Genomic DNA, 19,826 nt, shown 5'->3' on the forward strand with positions numbered 1-19,826 from the left:
AGCACCCGCAACGGGCCGGCGCCCGCTACAACGCCCCGTGCTCGAGCAGCCGCGCCAGGATCGAGCCGTCGGGGACCGCGGCGGGGTCGTACTTGTAGCTGAGCTTCTGCACGATCGACAGGCGCGCCATGATGTCGGCGACGCCGGGGAACCAGGGCTCCATCATGCTCAGCTGCAGCAGGTGACTGGCGGTGCTCGAGAGGGAGGGCACCCGCGACCACTGCCCGCGAAATTCCGGGATCAGGGAGTGGAGCGTCTCGAAGATGCGGTGATAGAGGAAGTAATCCGGCACGTCGTCACGGGCCTCCCACCACATCTCGAGCGCGACGCGCTGCAGCGTGATCACGAGAGAGCCCGGCACGGCGGCGATGAACCAGTTGCCGATCTCGCGATGCGTCCAGCGGGGGTAGACGACCCCAGCGTCGAGGTAGGCGAGGATCGCATCGTCCAGCGGGCCGGGGAGCCAGCAGGTGGCATCCACCCAGATCCCGCCGTACTTCTCCAGCAGCGCCACCCGCACGTAGTCGGCGAACTGCGCCGGATGGTCCTCGGCCAGCACCGAGGTGACGCGATCAGGGATGGCGATGAGTTCGCGGATGCCGGTGGCGTCGAGCACACGGGCATCGGGATGCACCTCGCGCACCCTGTCGATGCAGGCACGCACGAGCGCGGGCGCCTGATCGACGCCCGCGTCCCAGTAGCAGTAGACGGGCATGTCGTCGGTGCCGACGCGTCCGCCGTCGCGGGCGGCCAGGCGCTTGCCGTGGGCCACGCGCCCTCGCCCTGCGGGAAGCCCTGCGGCGGCGCGCAGCTCCGGCACGCGCGGGGTGAAGAACTCCGTCACGATGCGCCCGCCCCGACGGGCGGCAGCGGGGTCCACGGCGTCTTTGAACCTCTCCATCCGCGAGAACTGCGATTCCAGACCTGCCAGAAACGCAGCCACGGGGGCCGCGACGGCCGACGCGGGGCGCGAGGCGCTCTCGTCGCTCATCGGGCCGATCCGCTGTCGCGACCACGGGCGCCTGGCATCATGGGCCCATCATGGCGCGCCGACCGTCCGGCAACCACCCCTCCCCGCGCTGTCGACCTCGAGCGATAGCCTCGGCGCTGAAAGCACCGGCGCCTCCAGGTCGGTGCGCACACGAGCGGAGACGCATGCGGGTAGTCATCATCGGAGGCAGCGGCCACATCGGAAGCCATCTCGTGCCGCGTCTGGTCAGGGCAGGTCACGACGTGGTGAGCATCAGCCGCGGAACGCAGACGCCGTACGTCGACGTTCCCGAGTGGGACGACGTGCAGCGCGTCACCCTCGATCGCGAGCGGGCCGACGCGGACGGCTCCCTCGGTGACGCGGTGCTGGCACACCGGCCAGACGCGGTCGTCGACATGGTGTGCTTCACTCCCGCGTCGGCGACGGCGCTCGTGGATGCCCTGCGCGGCCGCGTCGCGCACCTGGTGCACTGCGGGTCCATCTGGCGCTACGGGCCGTCGCGCAAGGTGCCCATCCGCGAGGAGGAGGGGAGCCCCGCCGAGGGCGAGTACGGCATCGGCAAGGCGGCCATCGCGCGGCTCCTGCAGCAGGAGACCGCGGCGGGCGGCCTCGTGACCACCTCGGTCGACCCTGGACACATCGTCGGGCCCGGGTGGAAGCCGATCGGCGCGCTGGGCAACCTCGACCCCGACGTGTGGCATCGCCTCTCCGCCGGCGCGCCTCTCGCCGTCCCCGACGGCGGCACCCAGCTGATGCACCACGTACACGCCGACGACGTCGCCCAGGTGTTCGAGCGCGCGCTGGAGCGACGGGATGCCGCAGCCGGCGAGGCCTTCTCCGCGGTCGCCCCGTCGGCCCTGAGCGCCCGCGGGCTCGCGCAGATCGCGGCAGGCTGGTTCGGAAAGGAGGCGTCGCTTCGCCCGGTCAGCTGGGAGGAGTTCCGCGCACTGACCCCGGCCGACCACGCCGACGCGAGCTGGGAGCATCTGCACCGCAACCATTGCTTCAGCATCGACAAAGCGCGGCGAGTCCTCGGTTATGAGCCGCGCTACGAACCGGAGGAGGCGGTTCTCGAGTCGGTTCGTCGACTCATCAGCGACGGCGACCTCGCGGTCGCGACACCGCTTCAGGTCTGAATTCCGCAGCACGGCGCCGTAATCTGGTCCAGTGCTTATGAACGAAACCCGGGCCTGGAACCGCTTCTACGCGGAAGGGACGCCCGTCGACATCGAGCTGCCGACGGGCTCGCTCGTCGACCTGCTCGACGAGCGGACCGCGCAGTACGCCGACCGCCCTGCCGTGACCTTCTTCGGCGCCTCGCAGACCTACCGCGAACTCGCCGACCGCGTCTCCCGCGTGGCGGGCGGCCTGGCCGCGCTCGGCGTCAAGCCCGGCGACCGGGTCGCGCTCGTGCTGCCCAACGCGCCACAGCACCTCGCCGCGTTCTACGCCGTGCTGCGCCTGGGCGCGATCGTCGTGGAGCACAACCCGCTCTACACCCGCGACGAGATCGAGGTGCAGTTCCGCGATCACGGGGCGACCGTCGTCATCACCTGGGACAAGATGGCCCCGGTGATCCAGTCGCTGCCCGCCGATCTCGGCATCCGCACGATCGTCTCGGTCGACATCACCCGCGCGATGCCGCTGACGACCCGCCTTGCGCTGCGCCTGCCGATCGCGAAGGCGAAGGCCTCGCGCAACAAGCTCACCGCCCCCGCGCCGGGCACCATCCCGTTCTCGCAGCTCGAGAAGTCCGCTCCGCTGCCGGCATCCACCCCCCGCCCGTCGGTCACCGACGTCGCGTGCCTGCAGTACACCTCGGGCACGACCGGCACCCCCAAGGGCGCGATCATCACGCACGGCAACCTGTGGGCCAACGCCCGCCAGGGTGCGGCCTGGATGCCGCGCTTCACGCACGGTGAGGGCAGCATCTACGGCCTGCTGCCGATGTTCCACTCGTTCGGCGTGCTGCTGTCGGTGATCTATGCCGTCGAGACGGGCTCGAACGCGGTGCTGTTCCCCACCTTCGACCCCGAGCTGGTGTCGCAGGCGGCGAAGAAGTACCCGCCGACGTTCATCCCTGCCGTGCCGCCGATGTTCGACCGGCTCGCCCGCGTCGCCCGCGAGGGCAAGCTCGACCTCTCGGGCGTCGTCTACGCCATCTCCGGTGCGATGACCCTCACCCCCGCGATCGTGAAGCGCTGGGAGGAGCAGGCGGGCTCCATGCTCAACGAAGGCTACGGCCTCACCGAGACGAGCCCCGTGGCCCTTGCGAACCCGTTCAACTCCTCGCGCAAGATCGGCGCCATCGGCATCCCGTTCCCCTCCACCGACATCCGCGTCGTCGACCCCAACGAGCCCACGCGCGAGGTCGAGCAGGGCGAGGTCGGCGAGTTGCTGATCAAGGGCCCGCAGGTCTTCCACGGCTACTGGAACCGCCCGGAGGAGACCGCGCAGGCGCTGCTCGAGGGCGGCTGGCTGCGCACCGGCGACCTCGTCGTCCAGGACGAGGACGGCTTCGTCACGGTCGTGGACCGCAAGAAGGAGATCATCATCACCGGCGGCTTCAACGTCGCCCCGAGTGAGGTCGAGAAGGTCCTCAACGCCCTGCCGGGTGTGGCGGGCTCGGCTGTGGTCGGCATCCCCCGCGGCGGCGGCGCCGAGGTCGTGACGGCGGTCGTGGTGCCCGAGCCGGGTGCGACGTTCGACGAGGATGCCGCGCGCGCGGCGGCCCGCGAACAGCTCGCCGAGTACAAGCGCCCGAGCGCCTACCGCGTGTGGGAGGAGCTTCCCACCTCGCTCATCGGCAAGGTGCTTCGCCGGCGCGTGCGCGACACGCTCATCGCCGACCGCAACGCGGTGCGGGCCACCCCGGTCGACGAGGACTGACCGCCCTCCGCCATCTCACCCGGTCCGCGGGGGTTCGATGCCCCTCGGGCCCCGGTGGTCGCCGCGGCGCCCGTCCCCCTCTCCCCGGATGTCGCCCGCCCCTCTCCCCGGATGTCGCCCGCCCCTCTCCCCGGATGCGGAGATCTGCCGGAATGCGGATGCCAGCGCGGGAAACGTCCGCATCCGGGCGGATCTCCGCATTCCGGCGCACCCCGGACCAGCCCGGTAGCCCCGCCTCACCCGGATCCGGCCCGGCAGACCCGCCGCCGCGCGCTCAGCGCGGGTCGATGCGCAGCGTCGTCTCGTGGGATGCCGTTCCCGTGACGGTGCCGACGATCTGCGGCCCGTAGCGGTCGTACTTGGCGTGGTAGGCGGCATCCACCGCCTCCTGCGTCGCCGTGTCGGCGGCGTCAATCGCGGTGAACGTCACCGCACGGTCCGCGCCGCCGGCGCGCACGCGTCCCACCCCGGCGTGCCGGGCACGCCGGTACCAAGGGTTGTCGGGGCCGTACGCCGACCGGATGTAGAGAGCGTCGCCTGAGCGCACCGTCCAGATGGTGACGAAGGGGCGATCGGTGCCGTCGCGGCGGGTCGAGGAGACCTGCAACTCCTCGGCGCCGCCGATCCGGGCGAGGTCATCGGCATCCCAGCTCATCGGCTCCCCCTCCGCCTGCCCCGGCGCCGGAGGCCGGGCGGCTGGCTCCGACGGTACGGCGCCGCGGACGGCCGCACCAGGGTCCCCCTCGACGGCGGCGGCCCTGCGCTCTACGCTGACCGGCATCCGGACGACGCTGCGAGGTGATGACATGACCGTGATGGTGGATGCGGCGCGGCGCGATCTGCTCGACCGCGTGCTGCGGCGACTGCCGGCGGGGTTGGTGCGCGAAGTGCCGATGTTCGGCACGATCGCCGTCATGTTCGACGGATCGATGCTCGTCGCGGCCCGCAAGGACCTGGGGCTGCTCGTGCACGTCAGCGCCGACGAAGACGCCGATCTCGTGACGCGGCCCGAGGCCGTGCGCGCCGAGATGGGCCCCGGGCGTTCCATGGGCCCGGGGTGGATCCACATCCACCCCGATGCGGCGCAGGACGAGGGGACGCTGGACTTCTGGGTCGCACAGGCGCTGCGGCGTCAGGCCGGCTGATCCGCCGCGTCGCAGGCTGGATGCCGTGAACCCGGGGATCCTGCTGGCGCTGCTGTCGGCCGTCGCATACGGAACATCGGACTTCATCGGCGGCGTCGGGGCGCGTCGGTCCTCGCCCTTGCAGATCCTGCTCATCGGGCAGATCGCGGGGACACTCGCCGTGCTGACGGCGGCACTGATGCTCGGGGGCACGCCGACGACGACCGACGTCGCGTGGGGCGTGGCCGCGGGCGTCGGGTCCGCGGCCGGTGGACTGTTCCTGTACCGGGGACTGGCACGCGGTCGCATGGGTCTGGTCGCGCCCCTGTCGGCCGTCGGGGCGGCGGCGCTGCCGGTGCTCGTGGGGGTGGTGCTCGGCGAGCGTCCCGGCCTGCTGGTCTGGGCCGGCATCGTCATCGCCCTCCCGGGCATCTGGCTGGTTTCGCGCGAGGCCGGGCCCTCACGCCCGCAGCGATCGTGGGGCGCACTCACGGACGGCGCGCTGGCGGGAGTCGGCTTCGGCCTGCTGTTCATCTGCCTGGCGCAGATCGGTCCCGACGCCGGCCTGATGCCGCTCGCCGCCAACCAGGCCACCGGGGCGTTGCTGGCCGGCATCGTCGCGGTGGCCGCGCGACCGCGACCGCGCTGGCGCGGCCACCGCGCTGCGATCGGCTGGGGCGCCGCAGCGGGGCTGACCGGCGCGGTGGGCACCCTCGCCTTCCTGCTGTCCAGCGGCCAGACCACCCTCGCCGTGGCCGCCGTGCTCAGCTCGCTCTACCCCGCCGTCACCGTCCTGCTGGCGGCCGGCGTGCTGCGGGAGAGGCTCAGCGGGCCGCAGGGTGCCGGCATCGGCATCTGCACACTCGCCATCGTCGCGCTCTCGCTCGGCTGAGGACCCCGATCACCTGAAGGAGCTGTCGATGGCCATCATGACGACGCTGGGCGCGAGTCGCCCGCACGCCCCGGGGCGGCGATCATGCTGACCCCCATCGCCGACGGGGTGTTCGTGCATCAGAGCGATCTGCTGCGCAACAACACCGTGGTCGTGAGCGGGGATGCCGGTGCGCTGCTGGTCGATCCCGGCATCACCGACGCCGAGATGAGCTGTCTGGCCGACGACCTGCGGGCGCTCGGGATGCCGGTCGTCGCGGGCTTCGCGACGCACCCCGACTGGGACCATGCGCTGTGGCATCCGGCGCTCGGGGACGCCCCGCGCTACGGCACCGCCGAGGCCACGGCATTCCTGCGCGACCTGCGGACGCAGCCGGACTGGCAGCAGCGCTTCGCCGATGCCCTACCCCCCGAGATCGTCACGGACGTGCCGATCGACCTGTTCGGCCTCATCGAAGCGCTGCCGGACGGCGCGTCGCACCTGCCGTGGAAGGGCCCGGCGATCCGCGTGCTCGCGCATCCCGCCCATGCGACCGGGCACGCCGCGCTTGTGGTGGAGGGATGCCGCGTGCTCATCGCCGGGGACATGCTCTCGGACGTCTTCGTGCCCATGCCCGACCTCGAGGGCGTCGACGATCCACTGGGCGACTACCTCGCCGGACTGGACGCGCTGGCGGCCGTCGCCGACCGAGTGGACGCGTTCGTACCCGGACACGGCTCGGTCGGCGATGCCGCGCAGCTGCGGCGGCTGCTGGAGCTGGACCGCCGCTACATCCACACGTTGCGCGACGGCGGGCCGTTCGACGACCCCCGAATCGATGCGCCGGAGCCCGGCTGGGAGTGGGTGGGCGACCTGCATGCCGGGCAGGTGGAGAGCGCCGCGCGGCGGGGCGGGGACAGCGCGCGGTGAGGCGGCGAGCGCCAGGCCCCTCGCGCGTCGCACCCGACGGCGTCAGGCGAGCGGGGTGAACACCGGGTCGGCGCCGCGGGTGAAGACGCCGACCGTGGCGGTGGGGATCTCTTGCCAATGCCGGCGCGACCAGTGCAGCTCGAGCGGTTCCGAGACCACGAGCTGCGCCCCGTCGGGAAGGCGCTCGGTGCGCCCCTCGGCGATGTGGAGGGTCTCGCGTCCGACACTGTGGAAGAGCGACGGCGGGGGCAGTTCGCCGGCGTGCGGGCTCTGCCAGCGAGCCACGACCAGTCGCTCGCCGTCCGAGGCGCAGAACGTGCCGCGGAACGGCTCGGTGACGTCGTGCGCGGTGCGCGCGGCTTCGACGTGAGCGATCATCCGCCCCAGGGCACCCGCTGGATCGGTGGCGAGTCCGAACGTGAGCGCGAGGAAGAAGCACACCTCGCTGTCGGTCGTGCCACGGATGTGCGGGTACAGCTCGGGCGCGACGTCCATCGTCAGCTCGCGCTTGAGCGCGGCGAAGCCGCCGATCTCGCCGTTGTGCTGGAACATCCACCCGGCGTGCACGAAGGGGTGCGCGTTCTGCTCGGCGAGCGTGCCGCCGGGCGCCGCCCGCACGTGGGCGAGAAAACAGGGCGACTCGATCTGTGCCGCGAGGTGGCGCAGGTTGTCGCTGTCCCACGCCGGCGTGATCTGCCGGAATTGGCCCAGCGTGCCGCCGCGGCCCGACCACGCGAGGCCGAACCCGTCGCCGTTGGTGGGAAACGCGTGCTCCCGGAACTGCGAAGCCATCGTCGTGCCGGGCAGGTACAGCCGGCGGGCGACCAGACTCTGGTCGATGAGCGAGTGGTCGGGACGCACCAGCACGTCTTCGACGGCAAGCGGGGAGCCGAGATAAGCGATCCACCGGCACATCCCGACACCCCCTTGCGTCCCGCCCGAACCGAGACGGCTACTTCATCTCACCGAAGGTGCGATCGATGTCCTTCATCTCCATCGCGGCGGTCGCCTCGATGAGCTCCCGCAGGTCGGCGTCGGCGCCGGGGGAGAACTCTTCGGGGCGTTCGGGGGCGATCGTCATCGGCACGCCGGCCGGCGCCTGCTCGGTGGCATCCAGCTGGGTGCCGTCCTTCGAGGGCGACAGGCCCTGGAAGATCTTCCCCGCCTCGGACAGGTTGGTGAGGTCGAAGGAGTACTGCTTGCTCTGCAGTCCCATGTCGAGCAGCCGCGCGACCTCGGGGAACTTCTCCGCGTTGGTCTTCGGGATGGGCAGGGCGGTGCGCCAGTTGACGCCGAGGGTCTCCAGCGCCCGGGCGAACGCGTTCTCGTGCGCCTGGTCGCGGACGATCAGGTAAGAGATGGTGCTGCGGGCGGTCTTGTTGGAGGTCATCTCGTAGAGGCGGCACTTCTGCAGACGTCCGGTCGACTCCAGCATGAGGTTGTAGAGCAGGTCGAGCACGAGGTTGCCCGAGTTGTAGACGTAGCTGCCCAGCCACGGGTTGCCTGCGGCATCCACGGGCATGGCACCCTGCGCACCGACCAGGTAGTGGTGGATGTTGCTCTCGGACGTCGCGACCTGCAACGGGGTCGCGCCACCCGCACCGGGAGCGTCGACGGTGTCGGTGGGCTTGCCCTTGTACCCGGGCGATCCGTCGAGCAGGCGGGAGATGGTCGTGCCGATGAGCTCGACGTGGCTGATCTCCTCGGTGCCGATGCCCTGGATGAGGTCCTTGTAGGGCTTCGCCGACGGGCCGCGGAAGTTGATGCTCTGAAAGAGGTACTGCATCATCGTGCGCATCTCGCCGAACTGCCCGCCCAGGCCCTCCTGAAGCGCGTTCGCGGCGTCGGGATCGGGCTGATCCTGGTCGATCTCGTTGATCAGCTGCTGAACATGGAAGTACATGTTTCCTCCAAAGGGTTGGTGGGCACAGCCTGGCCGTCCGCGCAGACGTGCGAACCCCCCTCGCGCGAGGGCCGTAGGTCGCGTACCCTCCCTCCCGCGAGCGCGCCCGCTCAGGGGCATTGCGCAATTGAGGTTTCCGCCGATCATCCGATGCTCGGGGCGGCTAGGTCACATTGCCCGCCCGGCCGGATCTGCCCTCCAGGTGACGATCGCGCGCTCCGTCTCTTCGTCGACCCCCGCATGGCGAAACCACTGGTCGACGTCGAGCTGTCGATACATCTCGCGGAACGCCGAATCCGCCGTATGCCCGAACCTCCCGAGCACCGCGTGGCGCTCTTCGACGTCGAAGGAGCGGCCGTGGAGCGCACGCATCGCCTGCGCGTTCGCGAACGATGCGAGGTAGTCGGCGGCGGCGGCATCCTCCGTGACGTCCAATGCCTTCAGCAGGAAAGCAGCAACGAGTCCGGTTCGGTCCCAGCCGGCACCACAGTGAAAGAGGACTGCCCCCGCGGGCGCGGTCGCGATCGCCTGGAGCACTTCAGCAAGGCGGTGCGGCAGCTCGTGAAGATGAGCGGCGTAGTACAGCGGGGTCCCCCACCGCCCGTCTTGTTCGAACGGAGCCCAGAAATCCCGTTCATCACCGTCAAGATCGACCTGCACGGCGAGCATGTCGTCGGGCACCCGGCCCGTGACCTCATCCGGCCGGCGGAGGTCGATGACGGTGCGCACACCATGGCCGCGGAGGGCTTGCCACCCCGAAGAACCCACACGATCCAGCGCCTCGGCGCGCACGAACGCGCCGGTCGGTGTCAGGGATCCGTCCGTCCGCTCGAGCCCGCCCAGGTCGCGGGCGTTGGCGAGTCCGCTGAGGGCGAGAGCGACCGGCATGCCGTCAGCTTCCCACGCAGGCGGCTCCTGCGAACGGACATCCTGCCCCGCAGCCGAGCACCGTCGTCACAGGTGAAGCTCCTTGAGCTGGCGTCGGGAGGTGATGCCGAGCTTTCGGAAGATCGTGCGCAGGTGAGCCTCGATCGTTCGCGGGCTCAGGAAGAGCATCGCGGCGACCTCCCGCGAAGTGGCGCCGGTCGCGACGGCACGCGCGATCTGCAGTTCATGCTCGGTGAGCGCGGTGCTGGGCGGAGCGTTGCGGGCACGGGGGTGCTCGCCCGTCGCGCGCAGTTCCCTGGCGGCACGCTCCGCGAAACCCACCGCTCCCATGTCAGTCAGCATGTCGTGCGCCGTGCGGAGCTGTTCTCGCGCCTCGCGGCGACGCCCTTCGCGCCGGAGCCACTCGCCGTACAGCAGGTGAGCTCGCGCAAGATGGCCGGTCACCCGGGAATCGGCCAGCCGCTCCATGGCCTCCCGGTAGTGGTTCTCGGCGGCATCCCCCGTGGTGATCAGAGCCTGCGAACGCGCCATCAGCCCGAGCGCCCACGGGGTTCCGCTCGCGTCGGCACGTGCGGCGAGCTGCGCATACGCTGCGCGGGCGGCCTGCGCGTGACCAGCGCGGGCGGCCGCTTCGACCAGCTCGGGGAGGGCGACGCTCTGCACGGAGAAATCATCGGATGCCACGGCGCGCTGAGCCGCGGTCATGGCTGTGGCGAAGCTGCCTGTTGCGTTGTGGAGCACCGCGGACGCGTAGTGCGCCACAGCGGCTTGGGCACCGGCGCCGTTTTCCGCAGCCTGGACGCTGCGTCGATGAAGGTCAGGGGCCTCTGATTCCCCGCCTCGCCATGCTGCGAGGAACAGCTCTCCGTGCGGCAGTGGCACAGCCCTCGTCGCGCGGGCGATTGCCGTGCTCTCGGCCAGCAGCTCCGCGGCACGACTCAACTCGCCGCGCAGCGCGTGTGCCGCCGAAAGAGCGATCAGCGCGACATACAAGGTCGCCACCGCCCCCGCCGTACGCGCGATGGTGACCTTGCGCGCCGCGAGGTCGTACATCAAGTCGTCCTCGAAGAGTGCGACGGCCGTGCGGCTGGCGAGCCAGAGCCAGCGGTCGCTGTCGGTGCCGCGGTAGACGTCTCGACTGCGCTCTTCATCACGTAACGAGGCGACCGCTCTTCGCAGCGTGTGCACGCCGGCGACGTATCCCTCCGTGTAGACCGTCACGAGCCCGTCGAGAAGGAGGTCCAGCGGCCGTGGCTGCTCGGGCGGTCGCGGCGCGGCCCGGGCTGCCTCGGCAACCCCTCGCACGTCGCCTCCCGCTATCACCGCGGTGTTGAGAGCGAGCAGAAAAGCCTCGCGAGACACCGCGGGATCAAGCGGCGCCAGCGCGTGCGCCGCATCCAAGAACATCACCGGAACGTCGTCGCTGTGGACGAGATAGAAGGTGATGTGCGCCCTGTAGAGCGTGAGGCGCGCAGACTGCAGGGGACTCAGCGGCCCTTGCGCTGCGAGCGCGAGCAGCGTCAATGCCTCATCAGCAGCACCCGCCTCATGTTTCGCCTGCAGCGCGATCATTGCGCGCTGCGTGCGAAGAGCAGGGTCGGGAGTCAGTTGCGCCGCGCGCTGCAGCAGGGCAGCTGCGGCTGCCATGCCGCCGCGCGCGAGTGCTCGCTCCCCGACGCGTTCCAACTCGACGGCGACGTCTTCGTCTGGGCCCAGGACGGCCTGCCCCCGATGCCACGCCCGACGGTCTGGATCGATGCGCGGGTCGGTCGCCGCAGCCAGCGCTTCATGTGCCTGGCGACGTTCCGATGGGACTGCGGCACGGTAGATCGCCGAACGCACCAGGGGATGCCGAAACCGCACCTTCGAGTCGATGGTGAACAACCCCACGGACTCGGCCGGGGCGGCCGCGGAAGGCTCGATCCCGAGCTGGGACAGTGCGCGCAACAGCAGTGGCACCTCGCCCGTCGGCTCGGCGGCTGCGAGGAGGAGAACACGTTGAGTCTCGGACGGCAGCGCTGTCGAGCGTTGCCGAAAGGCCTCTTCGAGGTGCTGCGGGACGTCGGGGCGGTCATGCACGCCGAACCCGCTTGCCAGAGTCGCCGGCCCCACGCTGCGCGGCAGCTCCAGCAGAGCCAGCGGGTTTCCGCGTGCTTCCGCGATGACGCGCTCGCGCACGGAGGCGTCGATCAGAGTAGGGGTCTCGGCATCGAGCAGCTCCCGCGCGTCGGCCTCACCGAGTGCGGGAACCGTGAGAACCGGCATCCCGGTGAAGGCGGCGGACGCGCTGTCGTCGGAATCGCGGCCCGCGACGACGAGCGCCAGACGTTCGGCAGACACTCGCCGAGCCGCAAAGGCGATGACCTCCGCCGAGGCCCGGTCCAACCACTGCGCGTCGTCGACGAGGCAGAGCAGAGGCTGTTCTTCGGCACCCTCAGCGAGCAGATTCAGCACGGCCAGGCCGACCAGGAATCGGTCCGGCGCGGGCCCCGTCTTCGCCCCGAAGGCGATGGCGAGTGCGTCGCGTTGGGGCGCGGCCAGCGCCGCGTCGTATTCCAGGAGCGGAGCGCACAGCTGATGCAGGGCGGCGTACGCGAACTGCGACTCCGATTCCATGCCGGTGGCGCTTTCCACCCGGAACCCCAGCGCATCGGCGGCGATCCGCGCGTAGTCGAGCAGAGACGTCTTCCCGATCCCCGCCTCACCACGTGCGTACAGCGCCCTGCTCCGCCCGGCGTGCGCATCGGCGAGGGTGCGATCGAGAGCCTCGCATTCTGCGTGCCGGCCGAGCAGGTGCACCCGCGTTCCCCCATCGACGTGACTCGAGTTCGTGACGGCGTTGTCACGCCGGTAGGCGGGTCATCGCACCCTGTCCTTGCCACACAGTATCCAGGTCCGCTCCGCGGCGACCAGCGATGGACAGGCTCGTCGCTCGAAGAACTTTCAGGCCGGGTGAGCGCGTCAGCCGCCGGGCGACTCAGCCTGCGGCGGCGGCCATCACCGCGTCCGCGACCATGGCTGGATCTTGCAGCATCCCGAGGTGTCCTAGTTCGAGCGTGCGCACGGGCCAGCCTGCACTCGCGGCGACGCCGATCTCGTCGGCGTAGGTGGTTCCGAATGCCACGTAGCTGCAGGTGAGTTCAGCCGCCCAGTTCCTAGCCGCAGAGATGCGACACGACAGGTACGAGGCGGGAATTGAAGGTGTGCTGGCATCCACCCGCGCGAAGGTCGCGTCGTCCGGAAACAACGGGCGCACGCTCTCTTGTGGCCACCACCGCGTCCAAGGCGGCAGGATGCCGCGCCTCGCCGTTGCCAGCAGGGTGTCGCGCATACGCGCGGGCACGACGGGCCACGTGCCGCCGCTCAGTGGCGGCACGATCGCGTCGAGGAACACCACCCGCCTGACCGCGGAGCCCGCTGTGAGGACGGGAACGAAGTTGCCCGCGTTCGAGTGCGCGATCGCCGTCGTCGCTCCGAATCGGACCGCGGCCGTGGCGTATTCTTCGCCGGCCGCTTCCGCGGTCCCGACGGACGTTGGGGCGACCCACGTGGCCACCAGTCCTCGCTCACGCAACGCGGACACGAAGGGATCCATCACGAAACCCGGCAGGAAGACGCTCCCCAGGACGATCACGCGGTCCACGGCGACATCCTAGAAATGTCCCGCAGAATGTCCAGTCCCACGCACGCGCGCGGCTGCGCTGGCAGTCTTGGAGAAGACGCGACGAGGAGAAGCAATGAAGCAGCGCACTCTGGCAGGACGACAGGTTTCGGCGATCGGACTGGGCGCCATGCCGCTGTCGATGAACAACGACAAGCAGTACCCGTCGTTCGAGGATGCCGTGGCGACCGTGCACGCCGCGCTCGACGCGGGCGTGACGCTCATCGACACGGCGGATATCTACGCCCCTGATGGCGAAGAGATGGGGCACAACGAGCGCATCGTCGCCGAGGCGCTCCGGACATGGGACGGGGATTCGTCGGACATCTTCGTCGCGACCAAGGGCGGCATCACGCTCGGGGAAGGGGGAGCCAAGGGCCGCGACGGGTCGGAGGCGTACCTGCGCTCGGCCGCGGAGAAGTCACTCGAGATCCTCGGCGTCGACCAGCTCGACCTCTACCAGTACCACCGTCCCGACCGCACACGTGTCTACGCCGACATCATGCGGGGACTGAAGTCGTTGCACGACGACGGCCTCGTCCGCGCGATCGGCATCTCGAACGCGAGTGTCGAAGAGATCCAGATCGCTCTCGACGTGCTCGGCGAAGGCAACCTCGCCAGCGTCCAGAACGAGTTCTCGCCGAAGCATCCGGGAAGCATCGACGAATTGCGCTTCTGCGCCGCTCACGACATCGCCTTCCTGCCGTGGAGTCCTCTCGGCGGTACCGGCGGCGGTGCCAGCAGCGTAGGCGACCGGTTCTCGGCCTTCCGCGAAGTCGGCGATGCACACGGCGTCAGCCCACAGCAGGTCGTGCTGGCGTGGGAGCTCGCTCTCGACCCGCACGTCATCCCGATCCCCGGTGCGCGGCGTGCGGCATCCATCACGGACTCCGCGAAAGCCGCCGACCTGGAACTCACCCCTGAGGAAGTGACTCGGCTGTCGGAATCGGTGGCGATTTTCGACTGACGGGTCAGGAGCTCTGCAATCGGAAGGTCTCGATGCGCGTCGATCGTCGAACCTCGCTCGCGCGGCAATCTCGGTCGGCGTCGTGCAGACGGGCCTCGTCGATCCGGCAGGGGTGGCTCGTTACTGGGTGAGCTCGCGGTTCAGCCGGTCCAGCAGTGCCTCGAGTGAGACTTCGAATTCCTCGTCGCTGCGGTCCTCGCTGAGCAGGGTGCGGAGGCGTTTCACTTCGGGTGCGGCCTCCAGACTGACCTGTCCGTCGCCTTCGGGGATGGTGGCGTCACCCTCGTCGAGGGGTTCTTCGACCGGGCCGGTTTCCGCGCCGCGCACGGCTGATTCCAGCAGCAGGTGGCCGAGCAGGAAGCTGCTGAAGGAGCGGTAGGCATCCACCGCCTGCTGGTCGGTGAAGCCGTGCCCGATGAGGGTGCCGAGGAACGTGTCGACCACTTCGACGCTGCGTAGCGGGGGGCGCAGCCAGGGGGCTGCCGGGTGCCGGGTGGCGACCAGCGGAAACGCGAGCGGATGATCAATCGCGATCTGGCGGACGTGGTGGGCGACGGTTTGCAGGAACCCCTGCCAGTGTTCGGCGAGCTCATCGTCAAGATCCGAGGTCAGGTTCTCCATCAGCAGAGCCACCACCCCCTCCAGCAGATCCTCTCGCCCGTGTACGTACCGGTACAGCGACATCGCCTCTACACCGAGCTCCTGCCCCAAGGAGCGCATCGACAACCCCTGCGCGCCACGCCGGTCGATCTGCGCGAGCGCGGTCTCGATGATCAGGCCGCGGCTCAGACGACGAGACTGCGTACCCGTCGGCTTCTTCGTCACCCGGACGCTCATAGCACATTCCCTCCCATCACGCGCAAGCCCCCTCGCCAAGTCATTTCGGGCGCTGTACTGTCACGCTAGTCGGCTTACGGTGTAAGCGGGCTGGTAGCCGGTCCGCACGTTTCGACTCCTGCGGCTCCGACGCCCCAACCCAAGGGATCGAGACAATGGCAAACAATCGCACCGCCCACCCCGACAGCGCCGCAGCCCGCCCTGTCATCGCAGACCACGACGACGCCGCGAAGGAGTCGCTGATCGGCACCGCAAGGGGCGGCCGCACGGCGAACGTGTCGTGGGGGTCCATCATCGCCGGGGTGGTGACCTTTCTGGCTGTCACCATCCTGCTCTCGCTCGTCACCGCCGGCATCGGCCTGGGCGGCTCGGGCATCGGGGCGACCATCTGGAGCGTCATCGCCCTGGTGATCGCTCTTGCCGCGGCCGGTTTCGTCGCCGGCGCGCTGGCCGTGCGCAGCGGACTGCTGCACGGATTCTTGACCTGGGCGACGTCCCTGGTGGTTGCTCTCGCCCTGACTGTGTGGCTCAGCGCCAGCCTGCTCGGCGGCGTCGTCAGCTCCGCCACCCAGGCACTGTCCGGGACCGACGTCACCCAGGTCGTCGAGGACGTGCAGAGCAACGTCGACGAAGAAGAAGCGCAGGAGCAGACCGATGAGGCGTTGCAGGACGCGCAGCAGACGGCGGAGGATGCCGCCGCGACTGCTCAAGCCGCCTCGTGGTGGGGCTTCGCCGGGCTGCTGCTCGGCGCGGTGATCGCGGCCCTCGGCGGGATGCTCGGCGTGCGGAGCGTCGTCAAGCGTGCCCCCGACACCACTGCCGTGCAGGTCACCACAACCCGGTGACACGGCTCCCGGTCGCGGGCCCCCGCGCCGGTCTCAACACGTACGAACAAACGAACGATAGGAAGCAGTCATGATCAGCACAGAAAACATCGGCGGTCTCATGGGAGCAGCGGTGATCGACTCCGACGGGGAGAAGATCGGCACGCTCGAGCAGATCTACCTCGACACCGACACCGGAGCGCCCACCTGGGCGGCGGTGCGCACCGGTTTCTTCGGCACCTCGGAGTCCTTCGTGCCCATCGACGACGCCAACCAGGACGGCGAGAACCTCCGGGTGGGCTACGCGAAAGAGTTCGTGAAGAACGCACCGCGCATCGACGCGGACGGGGCGCTGGAGCACGCGCAGGAAGATGAACTGTACGTCTACTACGGCAACGGTTCCCGCACCACCAGCGCCGCTGAAGGCACCGGCACCGCCCGGGATGACAGTGACGAGGCGGTGGACACGAGCACCGGGTATGACACGTCCGGTCCGACCACCGACGATGCGATGACCCGCTCGGAGGAGCGCCTCCGCGTCGGTACCGAGAAGGTTCAAACCGGTCGCGCACGGCTGCGGAAGTACGTCGTCACGGAGGAGAAGACCGTCACCGTCCCCGTGAGCCATGAGGAAGTGCGCCTGGAACGCGAACCCATCACCGACGCCAACGTCGCGGATGCCATGGACGGGCCGGCCATCAGCGAGGAAGAGCACGAGGTCGTCCTCACTGAGGAGCGGCCCGTCATCGCCAAGGAGACCGTTCCGGTCGAGCGTGTCCGCCTGGGAACGGAAACCGTGACCGAGGAGGAGACGGTCACCGAGCAGGTCCGCAAGGAACAGATCGACTACGACGACGGCACGGGCCGCGCCGACCGCGCCTGACCCCTCAGTCGCGGGCCGCGCGCGCAGGGACCGGACCGTCCGGGTACGCCTCGGGTGGTCCGGTCCCTGCCGCTTTCCGGCTCATCACGAACCACGGAAGGATCACGCTACCCATCACGATGACGCGGTCCATGGCGCTCTTCCCGGGGCTATCACCCGGCGCTTTCCGCGACCCTGACGACCACATCGTCCCCCGGTGCCCGAGGACGTGCTTCCACATCCGATGCCGTCCCTCGATGTATCGCCGAGAAGTGGTCCTCTGGCAGCAGATGTGCGTAGGCTCCCGCCACGTCGAGACGTGGAGATCGGCGATCTCCACGGCATCCGACGGCACCGGCATCCGGGTCGTGAAGCTCATTCGCTCATGGTGGCAGGGACATCACCGCCGGCGTGCGGTGGGGACAGAATCAGATGCGCGCGCGCCTGTAGGTGTCGCTGGAGTAGCTGATGACGAAATATCCGATCAGGGACAACAGCCAGAGGAGGAACACCGAGAAGACCGCGCCGTGCCCGAACGCGCGCCCGAGCCGCAGCGCCACGATGATGGCGAGGACGACGTTTGCGATGGGGACGAGATACAGCAGCGTCCACCATGCGGACAGTCCGGCGGCTCGCACGATGAAGAACGCCGCGACCACCGGGATCAGCGCCGTCCACCCGGGCTGACCTGCCTTGTTCAGGAAAGGCCACACCGCGGCGACGAACAGCACGTAGCCGACGAAACCCCCCACTCCACCGAAGACGACCCCGGACTCATCGCGGGATGAGATCTCAGCGACGACCGGAAGAAGCTGCGACAGGATGTGCATGGCGTGAGTCTAGGTTGCCGCCACACGGGATGCGGGCTCAATCTCCGTCGCAGCGCTTGGCCGCGGCTGTCCCGCTCAGAGACGCGGATGGTGCAATGCCGTCTGGATCACGCGGATGTGCGCGCCAAGGGCTCCAGACGCGAGGAGCCCTGACCCGAGAGGCCCGGAGGGGTCCTCACCCAGTAACGGCAACGATCGGAGCGCAGCTCTGACCGGGTCACTCATCTGAGCGAGTTGCCAGGCGATCTCATCGGTGGCGGCAGTCGCGTTGCCCTGTTCCGCCAGCTGCCTGGCTTTCGCGGCGTACGCGGCCGCGCCGAGAGCGTGGGCGCCCATGTGTGCAACCCCCGCGGCCTGGCCGGCAGCCCAAGCCGCAGCCTTCGCGGCTGGTGAGGTCACGGCCTGTGACGCCCGACCTGCCACGAAGCGTCTGCGTATCTCGCCCCCGGCATCGAGCGTGCCTGCCGCGAACGCACGCGCTCGAGTGATGCCGTCGCGAGGACGGTCGTCGCCTGGCGCTTCTGACTCGAAGAGGGAAAGAACTCGCTCGGCACAGTCTGCTGCCCACCCCGCGGTGACCCGGCGATCGGATACGCTCAACGACTGCGGAGAAGCCATACCGGTACCTTTGCACGATCTTGTCGCATACGGAGGGCTACGGCCGCACCGACGCAACGGACAACTCCGCGCGGAACCTGAAGCGGCCTCCGCTACACCGGCGCCATGTCGGTGAACCGCGAGAAATGACCCTGGAAAGCGATCTCGATGGTCGCGGTCGGGCCGTTACGGTGCTTCGCGACGATGAGGTCGGCCTCGCCGGGGCGGGTGTCCTTGTCGTACACCGAGTCGCGGTGCAGCAGCATGACCATGTCGGCATCCTGCTCGATCGAGCCGGACTCTCGCAGGTCGCTGACCTGCGGACGCTTGTCGGTGCGCTGCTCAGATCCACGGTTCAGCTGCGACAGTGCGATGACGGGCACCTGAAGCTCTTTCGCGAGCAGCTTCAGCGCACGCGAGAACTCGCTGACCTCCTGCTGACGCGACTCGACCTTCTTGCCGCTGGTCATCAGCTGCAAGTAGTCGATGATCACCATGCGCAGCCCCACCCGCTGCTTGAGTCGACGGCACTTGGCGCGGATCTCGACGAGCGTCATGTTGGGGCTGTCGTCGATGTAGAGCGGGGCGTCGTTGATGCGGCCGCGTGTCGCGGCGATGGTGGTCCAGTCGCGCGAATCCAACGTGCCCTTGCGCATGTTCTGCAGCGGCACCGCGCCCTCGGCGCTCATGAGGCGCATGGCGATCTCGCTGCGTCCCATTTCCAGTGAGAAGAAGATCGTCGGCATGTTGTGCTTGATGGCCGCGGCGCGCGCGAAATCGAGCGCGAGCGTGGACTTTCCCATGGCGGGTCGGGCGGCCACGACGATCATCTGACCGCCGTGCAGGCCGTTGGTCAGCTCGTCGAGCTGGGCGAACCCGGTCGGGATGCCGGTCATCGAGCCGTCCCGACCGCGCGCTGCCTCGATCTCATCGATCGCGGAGGTGACGGCGATCTCGAGCGGAACGTAATCCTCCGCGGCCTCGGCACCGGTGACCGAGTAGATCTCGGCCTGCGCGTTGTTGACGAGTTCCACGGCCTCGCCCTGGCCGGAGTACCCCATCTGCACGATGCGGGTGCCGGCCTGCACGAGGCGGCGCAGCAGCGCCCGCTCGGAGACGATCGTGGCGTAGTAGCCGGCGTTGGCTGCGGTCGGCACGATCGAGGTGAGCGAGTGCAGGTAATCGGCACCGCCGGCGCGCTGCAGCTCGCCCGTCTTGATCAGCTCGTCGGTCACTGCAACGACGTCTGTCGGCTCGCCGTGCGAATACAGGCTGAGGATCGCCTCGAAGATCAGCTCGTGCTTGGGCACATAAAAGTCGGCCCCGCGCAGCGTCTCGATGACGTCGGCGACGGCGTCCTTCGACAACAGCATGCCGCCCAGCGCGCTCTGCTCCGCGAGGACGTCATGCGGCGGCGTGCGCTCGTGCTCACGGCGTCCGCCGAGCCGTTCGTCGGAGATGTCAGCGATGGACACGCAGCCGTACCTCCGTCATTTTCGGGTGTCGTCGGGGTGGGACACATTCACGCTATGCACGGCCACCGACACTCGCAACCAAGCCTGTGGATAACTATGTGGAAAGTCTGCGTGAAACGCCGCCAACCCTGTGTACAACCCCTGTGGAAAACGCCCGGGATACAGGAATCGAGCAAA

At 69.3% G+C, this 19,826-nt stretch carries 19 protein-coding genes; 8 read left to right on the forward strand and 11 right to left on the reverse strand.

Annotation, left to right across the window (positions count from 1 at the left end; all coding sequences use genetic code 11):
- Positions 1-25: 25 nt before the first annotated feature.
- A complete protein-coding gene (locus tag QNO21_RS15155; RefSeq protein WP_257518616.1) occupies positions 26-991 on the reverse strand; it encodes a capsular polysaccharide synthesis protein in 966 nt (321 codons plus the stop codon).
- A 164-nt stretch (positions 992-1,155) separates the two neighbouring features.
- On the opposite strand from QNO21_RS15155, the gene QNO21_RS15160 reads away from it, so the two are divergent.
- Positions 1,156-2,127, forward strand: a complete 972-nt coding sequence (locus QNO21_RS15160; protein ID WP_257518617.1) for an NAD-dependent epimerase/dehydratase family protein — start codon at positions 1,156-1,158, stop codon at positions 2,125-2,127.
- Positions 2,128-2,164: 37 nt separating this feature from the next.
- Positions 2,165-3,880: a long-chain-fatty-acid--CoA ligase gene (locus QNO21_RS15165; RefSeq protein ID WP_257518653.1), complete on the forward strand. Its 1,716-nt coding sequence runs from the start codon at positions 2,165-2,167 to the stop codon at positions 3,878-3,880.
- Positions 3,881-4,154: 274 nt separating this feature from the next.
- Here the strand turns inward: QNO21_RS15165 and QNO21_RS15170 are convergent, their stop codons facing one another.
- Positions 4,155-4,535: a DUF2255 family protein gene (locus QNO21_RS15170; RefSeq protein ID WP_257515026.1), complete on the reverse strand. Its 381-nt coding sequence runs from the start codon at positions 4,533-4,535 to the stop codon at positions 4,155-4,157.
- 151 nt (positions 4,536-4,686) lie between these two features.
- On the opposite strand from QNO21_RS15170, the gene QNO21_RS15175 reads away from it, so the two are divergent.
- The 3 genes from QNO21_RS15175 (at position 4,687) to QNO21_RS15185 (ending at position 6,805) form a co-directional block, all read left to right on the forward strand.
- Positions 4,687-5,025: a TfoX/Sxy family protein gene (locus tag QNO21_RS15175; RefSeq protein WP_257515027.1), complete on the forward strand. Its 339-nt coding sequence runs from the start codon at positions 4,687-4,689 to the stop codon at positions 5,023-5,025.
- A 25-nt stretch (positions 5,026-5,050) separates the two neighbouring features.
- Positions 5,051-5,896: a DMT family transporter gene (locus QNO21_RS15180; protein WP_257518618.1), complete on the forward strand. Its 846-nt coding sequence runs from the start codon at positions 5,051-5,053 to the stop codon at positions 5,894-5,896.
- 84 nt (positions 5,897-5,980) lie between these two features.
- The gene (locus tag QNO21_RS15185; RefSeq protein WP_257518619.1) at positions 5,981-6,805 is read left to right on the forward strand and encodes an MBL fold metallo-hydrolase; all 825 of its coding nucleotides are present in this window, start codon (positions 5,981-5,983) and stop codon (positions 6,803-6,805) included.
- Between the two features lie 42 nt (positions 6,806-6,847).
- On the opposite strand, the gene QNO21_RS15190 is transcribed toward QNO21_RS15185, so the two are convergent.
- The 5 genes from QNO21_RS15190 to QNO21_RS15210 form a co-directional block, all read right to left on the reverse strand.
- Positions 6,848-7,720 carry a class II glutamine amidotransferase gene (locus QNO21_RS15190; protein WP_257514591.1) on the reverse strand — a complete coding sequence of 291 codons (873 nt, stop codon included), beginning with the start codon at positions 7,718-7,720 and terminating at the stop codon, positions 6,848-6,850.
- Positions 7,721-7,757: 37 nt separating this feature from the next.
- Positions 7,758-8,708, reverse strand: coding sequence for a manganese catalase family protein (locus QNO21_RS15195; RefSeq protein WP_257513911.1), 951 nt, complete (start codon positions 8,706-8,708; stop codon positions 7,758-7,760).
- Between the two features lie 168 nt (positions 8,709-8,876).
- Complete coding sequence (locus tag QNO21_RS15200) at positions 8,877-9,596, reverse strand: tyrosine-protein phosphatase (RefSeq protein ID WP_257518620.1); 720 nt, start codon at positions 9,594-9,596, stop codon at positions 8,877-8,879.
- A gap of 66 nt (positions 9,597-9,662) precedes the next feature.
- On the reverse strand, positions 9,663-12,395 hold the full coding sequence (locus QNO21_RS15205) for an ATP-binding protein (protein WP_257518621.1): 2,733 nt from the start codon (positions 12,393-12,395) through the stop codon (positions 9,663-9,665).
- A gap of 178 nt (positions 12,396-12,573) precedes the next feature.
- Positions 12,574-13,239: a hypothetical protein gene (locus QNO21_RS15210; RefSeq protein WP_257518622.1), complete on the reverse strand. Its 666-nt coding sequence runs from the start codon at positions 13,237-13,239 to the stop codon at positions 12,574-12,576.
- A 94-nt stretch (positions 13,240-13,333) separates the two neighbouring features.
- Between QNO21_RS15210 and QNO21_RS15215 the strand changes: the two genes are divergently transcribed.
- Complete coding sequence (locus QNO21_RS15215; protein WP_257518623.1) at positions 13,334-14,224, forward strand: aldo/keto reductase; 891 nt, start codon at positions 13,334-13,336, stop codon at positions 14,222-14,224.
- 120 nt (positions 14,225-14,344) lie between these two features.
- On the opposite strand, the gene QNO21_RS15220 is transcribed toward QNO21_RS15215, so the two are convergent.
- The gene (locus tag QNO21_RS15220) at positions 14,345-15,049 is read right to left on the reverse strand and encodes a TetR/AcrR family transcriptional regulator (protein WP_257506363.1); all 705 of its coding nucleotides are present in this window, start codon (positions 15,047-15,049) and stop codon (positions 14,345-14,347) included.
- Between the two features lie 167 nt (positions 15,050-15,216).
- Between QNO21_RS15220 and QNO21_RS15225 the strand changes: the two genes are divergently transcribed.
- Together QNO21_RS15225 and QNO21_RS15230 are read left to right on the forward strand one after the other, a co-directional pair.
- Positions 15,217-15,906 carry a hypothetical protein gene (locus QNO21_RS15225; protein ID WP_257518624.1) on the forward strand — a complete coding sequence of 230 codons (690 nt, stop codon included), beginning with the start codon at positions 15,217-15,219 and terminating at the stop codon, positions 15,904-15,906.
- Positions 15,907-15,976: 70 nt separating this feature from the next.
- On the forward strand, positions 15,977-16,768 hold the full coding sequence (locus tag QNO21_RS15230) for a DUF2382 domain-containing protein (protein ID WP_257518626.1): 792 nt from the start codon (positions 15,977-15,979) through the stop codon (positions 16,766-16,768).
- 407 nt (positions 16,769-17,175) lie between these two features.
- Here QNO21_RS15230 and QNO21_RS15235 read toward each other — a convergent pair whose 3' ends face one another.
- From QNO21_RS15235 to dnaB, 3 genes are all read right to left on the reverse strand, one after another.
- A complete protein-coding gene (locus tag QNO21_RS15235) occupies positions 17,176-17,577 on the reverse strand; it encodes a DUF5684 domain-containing protein (protein WP_257514583.1) in 402 nt (133 codons plus the stop codon).
- 75 nt (positions 17,578-17,652) lie between these two features.
- A complete protein-coding gene (locus QNO21_RS15240) occupies positions 17,653-18,195 on the reverse strand; it encodes a putative immunity protein (RefSeq protein WP_257518627.1) in 543 nt (180 codons plus the stop codon).
- Between the two features lie 92 nt (positions 18,196-18,287).
- Positions 18,288-19,649, reverse strand: coding sequence for a replicative DNA helicase (gene dnaB / locus QNO21_RS15245; RefSeq protein WP_257513899.1), 1,362 nt, complete (start codon positions 19,647-19,649; stop codon positions 18,288-18,290).
- Positions 19,650-19,826 lie beyond the last annotated feature (177 nt).

The sequence above is a fragment of the Microbacterium sp. zg-Y818 genome, assembly GCF_030246905.1.
Lineage (GTDB): Bacteria > Actinomycetota > Actinomycetes > Actinomycetales > Microbacteriaceae > Microbacterium.

Excerpts from the sequence above, each read along its gene's own strand:
- QNO21_RS15190 (WP_257514591.1), bottom strand. The coding sequence starts at position 7,720 with ATGTGCCGGTGGATCGCTTATCTCGGCTCCCCGCTTGCCGTCGAAGAC.
- QNO21_RS15225 (WP_257518624.1), top strand. The coding sequence starts at position 15,217 with ATGGCAAACAATCGCACCGCCCACCCCGACAGCGCCGCAGCCCGCCCT.
- QNO21_RS15195 (WP_257513911.1), bottom strand. The coding sequence starts at position 8,708 with ATGTACTTCCATGTTCAGCAGCTGATCAACGAGATCGACCAGGATCAG.
- QNO21_RS15185 (WP_257518619.1), top strand. The coding sequence starts at position 5,981 with ATGCTGACCCCCATCGCCGACGGGGTGTTCGTGCATCAGAGCGATCTG.
- QNO21_RS15155 (WP_257518616.1), bottom strand. The coding sequence starts at position 991 with ATGAGCGACGAGAGCGCCTCGCGCCCCGCGTCGGCCGTCGCGGCCCCC.
- QNO21_RS15175 (WP_257515027.1), top strand. The coding sequence starts at position 4,687 with ATGACCGTGATGGTGGATGCGGCGCGGCGCGATCTGCTCGACCGCGTG.
- QNO21_RS15230 (WP_257518626.1), top strand. The coding sequence starts at position 15,977 with ATGATCAGCACAGAAAACATCGGCGGTCTCATGGGAGCAGCGGTGATC.
- QNO21_RS15215 (WP_257518623.1), top strand. The coding sequence starts at position 13,334 with ATGAAGCAGCGCACTCTGGCAGGACGACAGGTTTCGGCGATCGGACTG.
- QNO21_RS15170 (WP_257515026.1), bottom strand. The coding sequence starts at position 4,535 with ATGAGCTGGGATGCCGATGACCTCGCCCGGATCGGCGGCGCCGAGGAG.
- QNO21_RS15165 (WP_257518653.1), top strand. The coding sequence starts at position 2,165 with ATGAACGAAACCCGGGCCTGGAACCGCTTCTACGCGGAAGGGACGCCC.
- QNO21_RS15160 (WP_257518617.1), top strand. The coding sequence starts at position 1,156 with ATGCGGGTAGTCATCATCGGAGGCAGCGGCCACATCGGAAGCCATCTC.
- QNO21_RS15240 (WP_257518627.1), bottom strand. The coding sequence starts at position 18,195 with ATGGCTTCTCCGCAGTCGTTGAGCGTATCCGATCGCCGGGTCACCGCG.
- QNO21_RS15235 (WP_257514583.1), bottom strand. The coding sequence starts at position 17,577 with ATGCACATCCTGTCGCAGCTTCTTCCGGTCGTCGCTGAGATCTCATCC.
- QNO21_RS15200 (WP_257518620.1), bottom strand. The coding sequence starts at position 9,596 with ATGCCGGTCGCTCTCGCCCTCAGCGGACTCGCCAACGCCCGCGACCTG.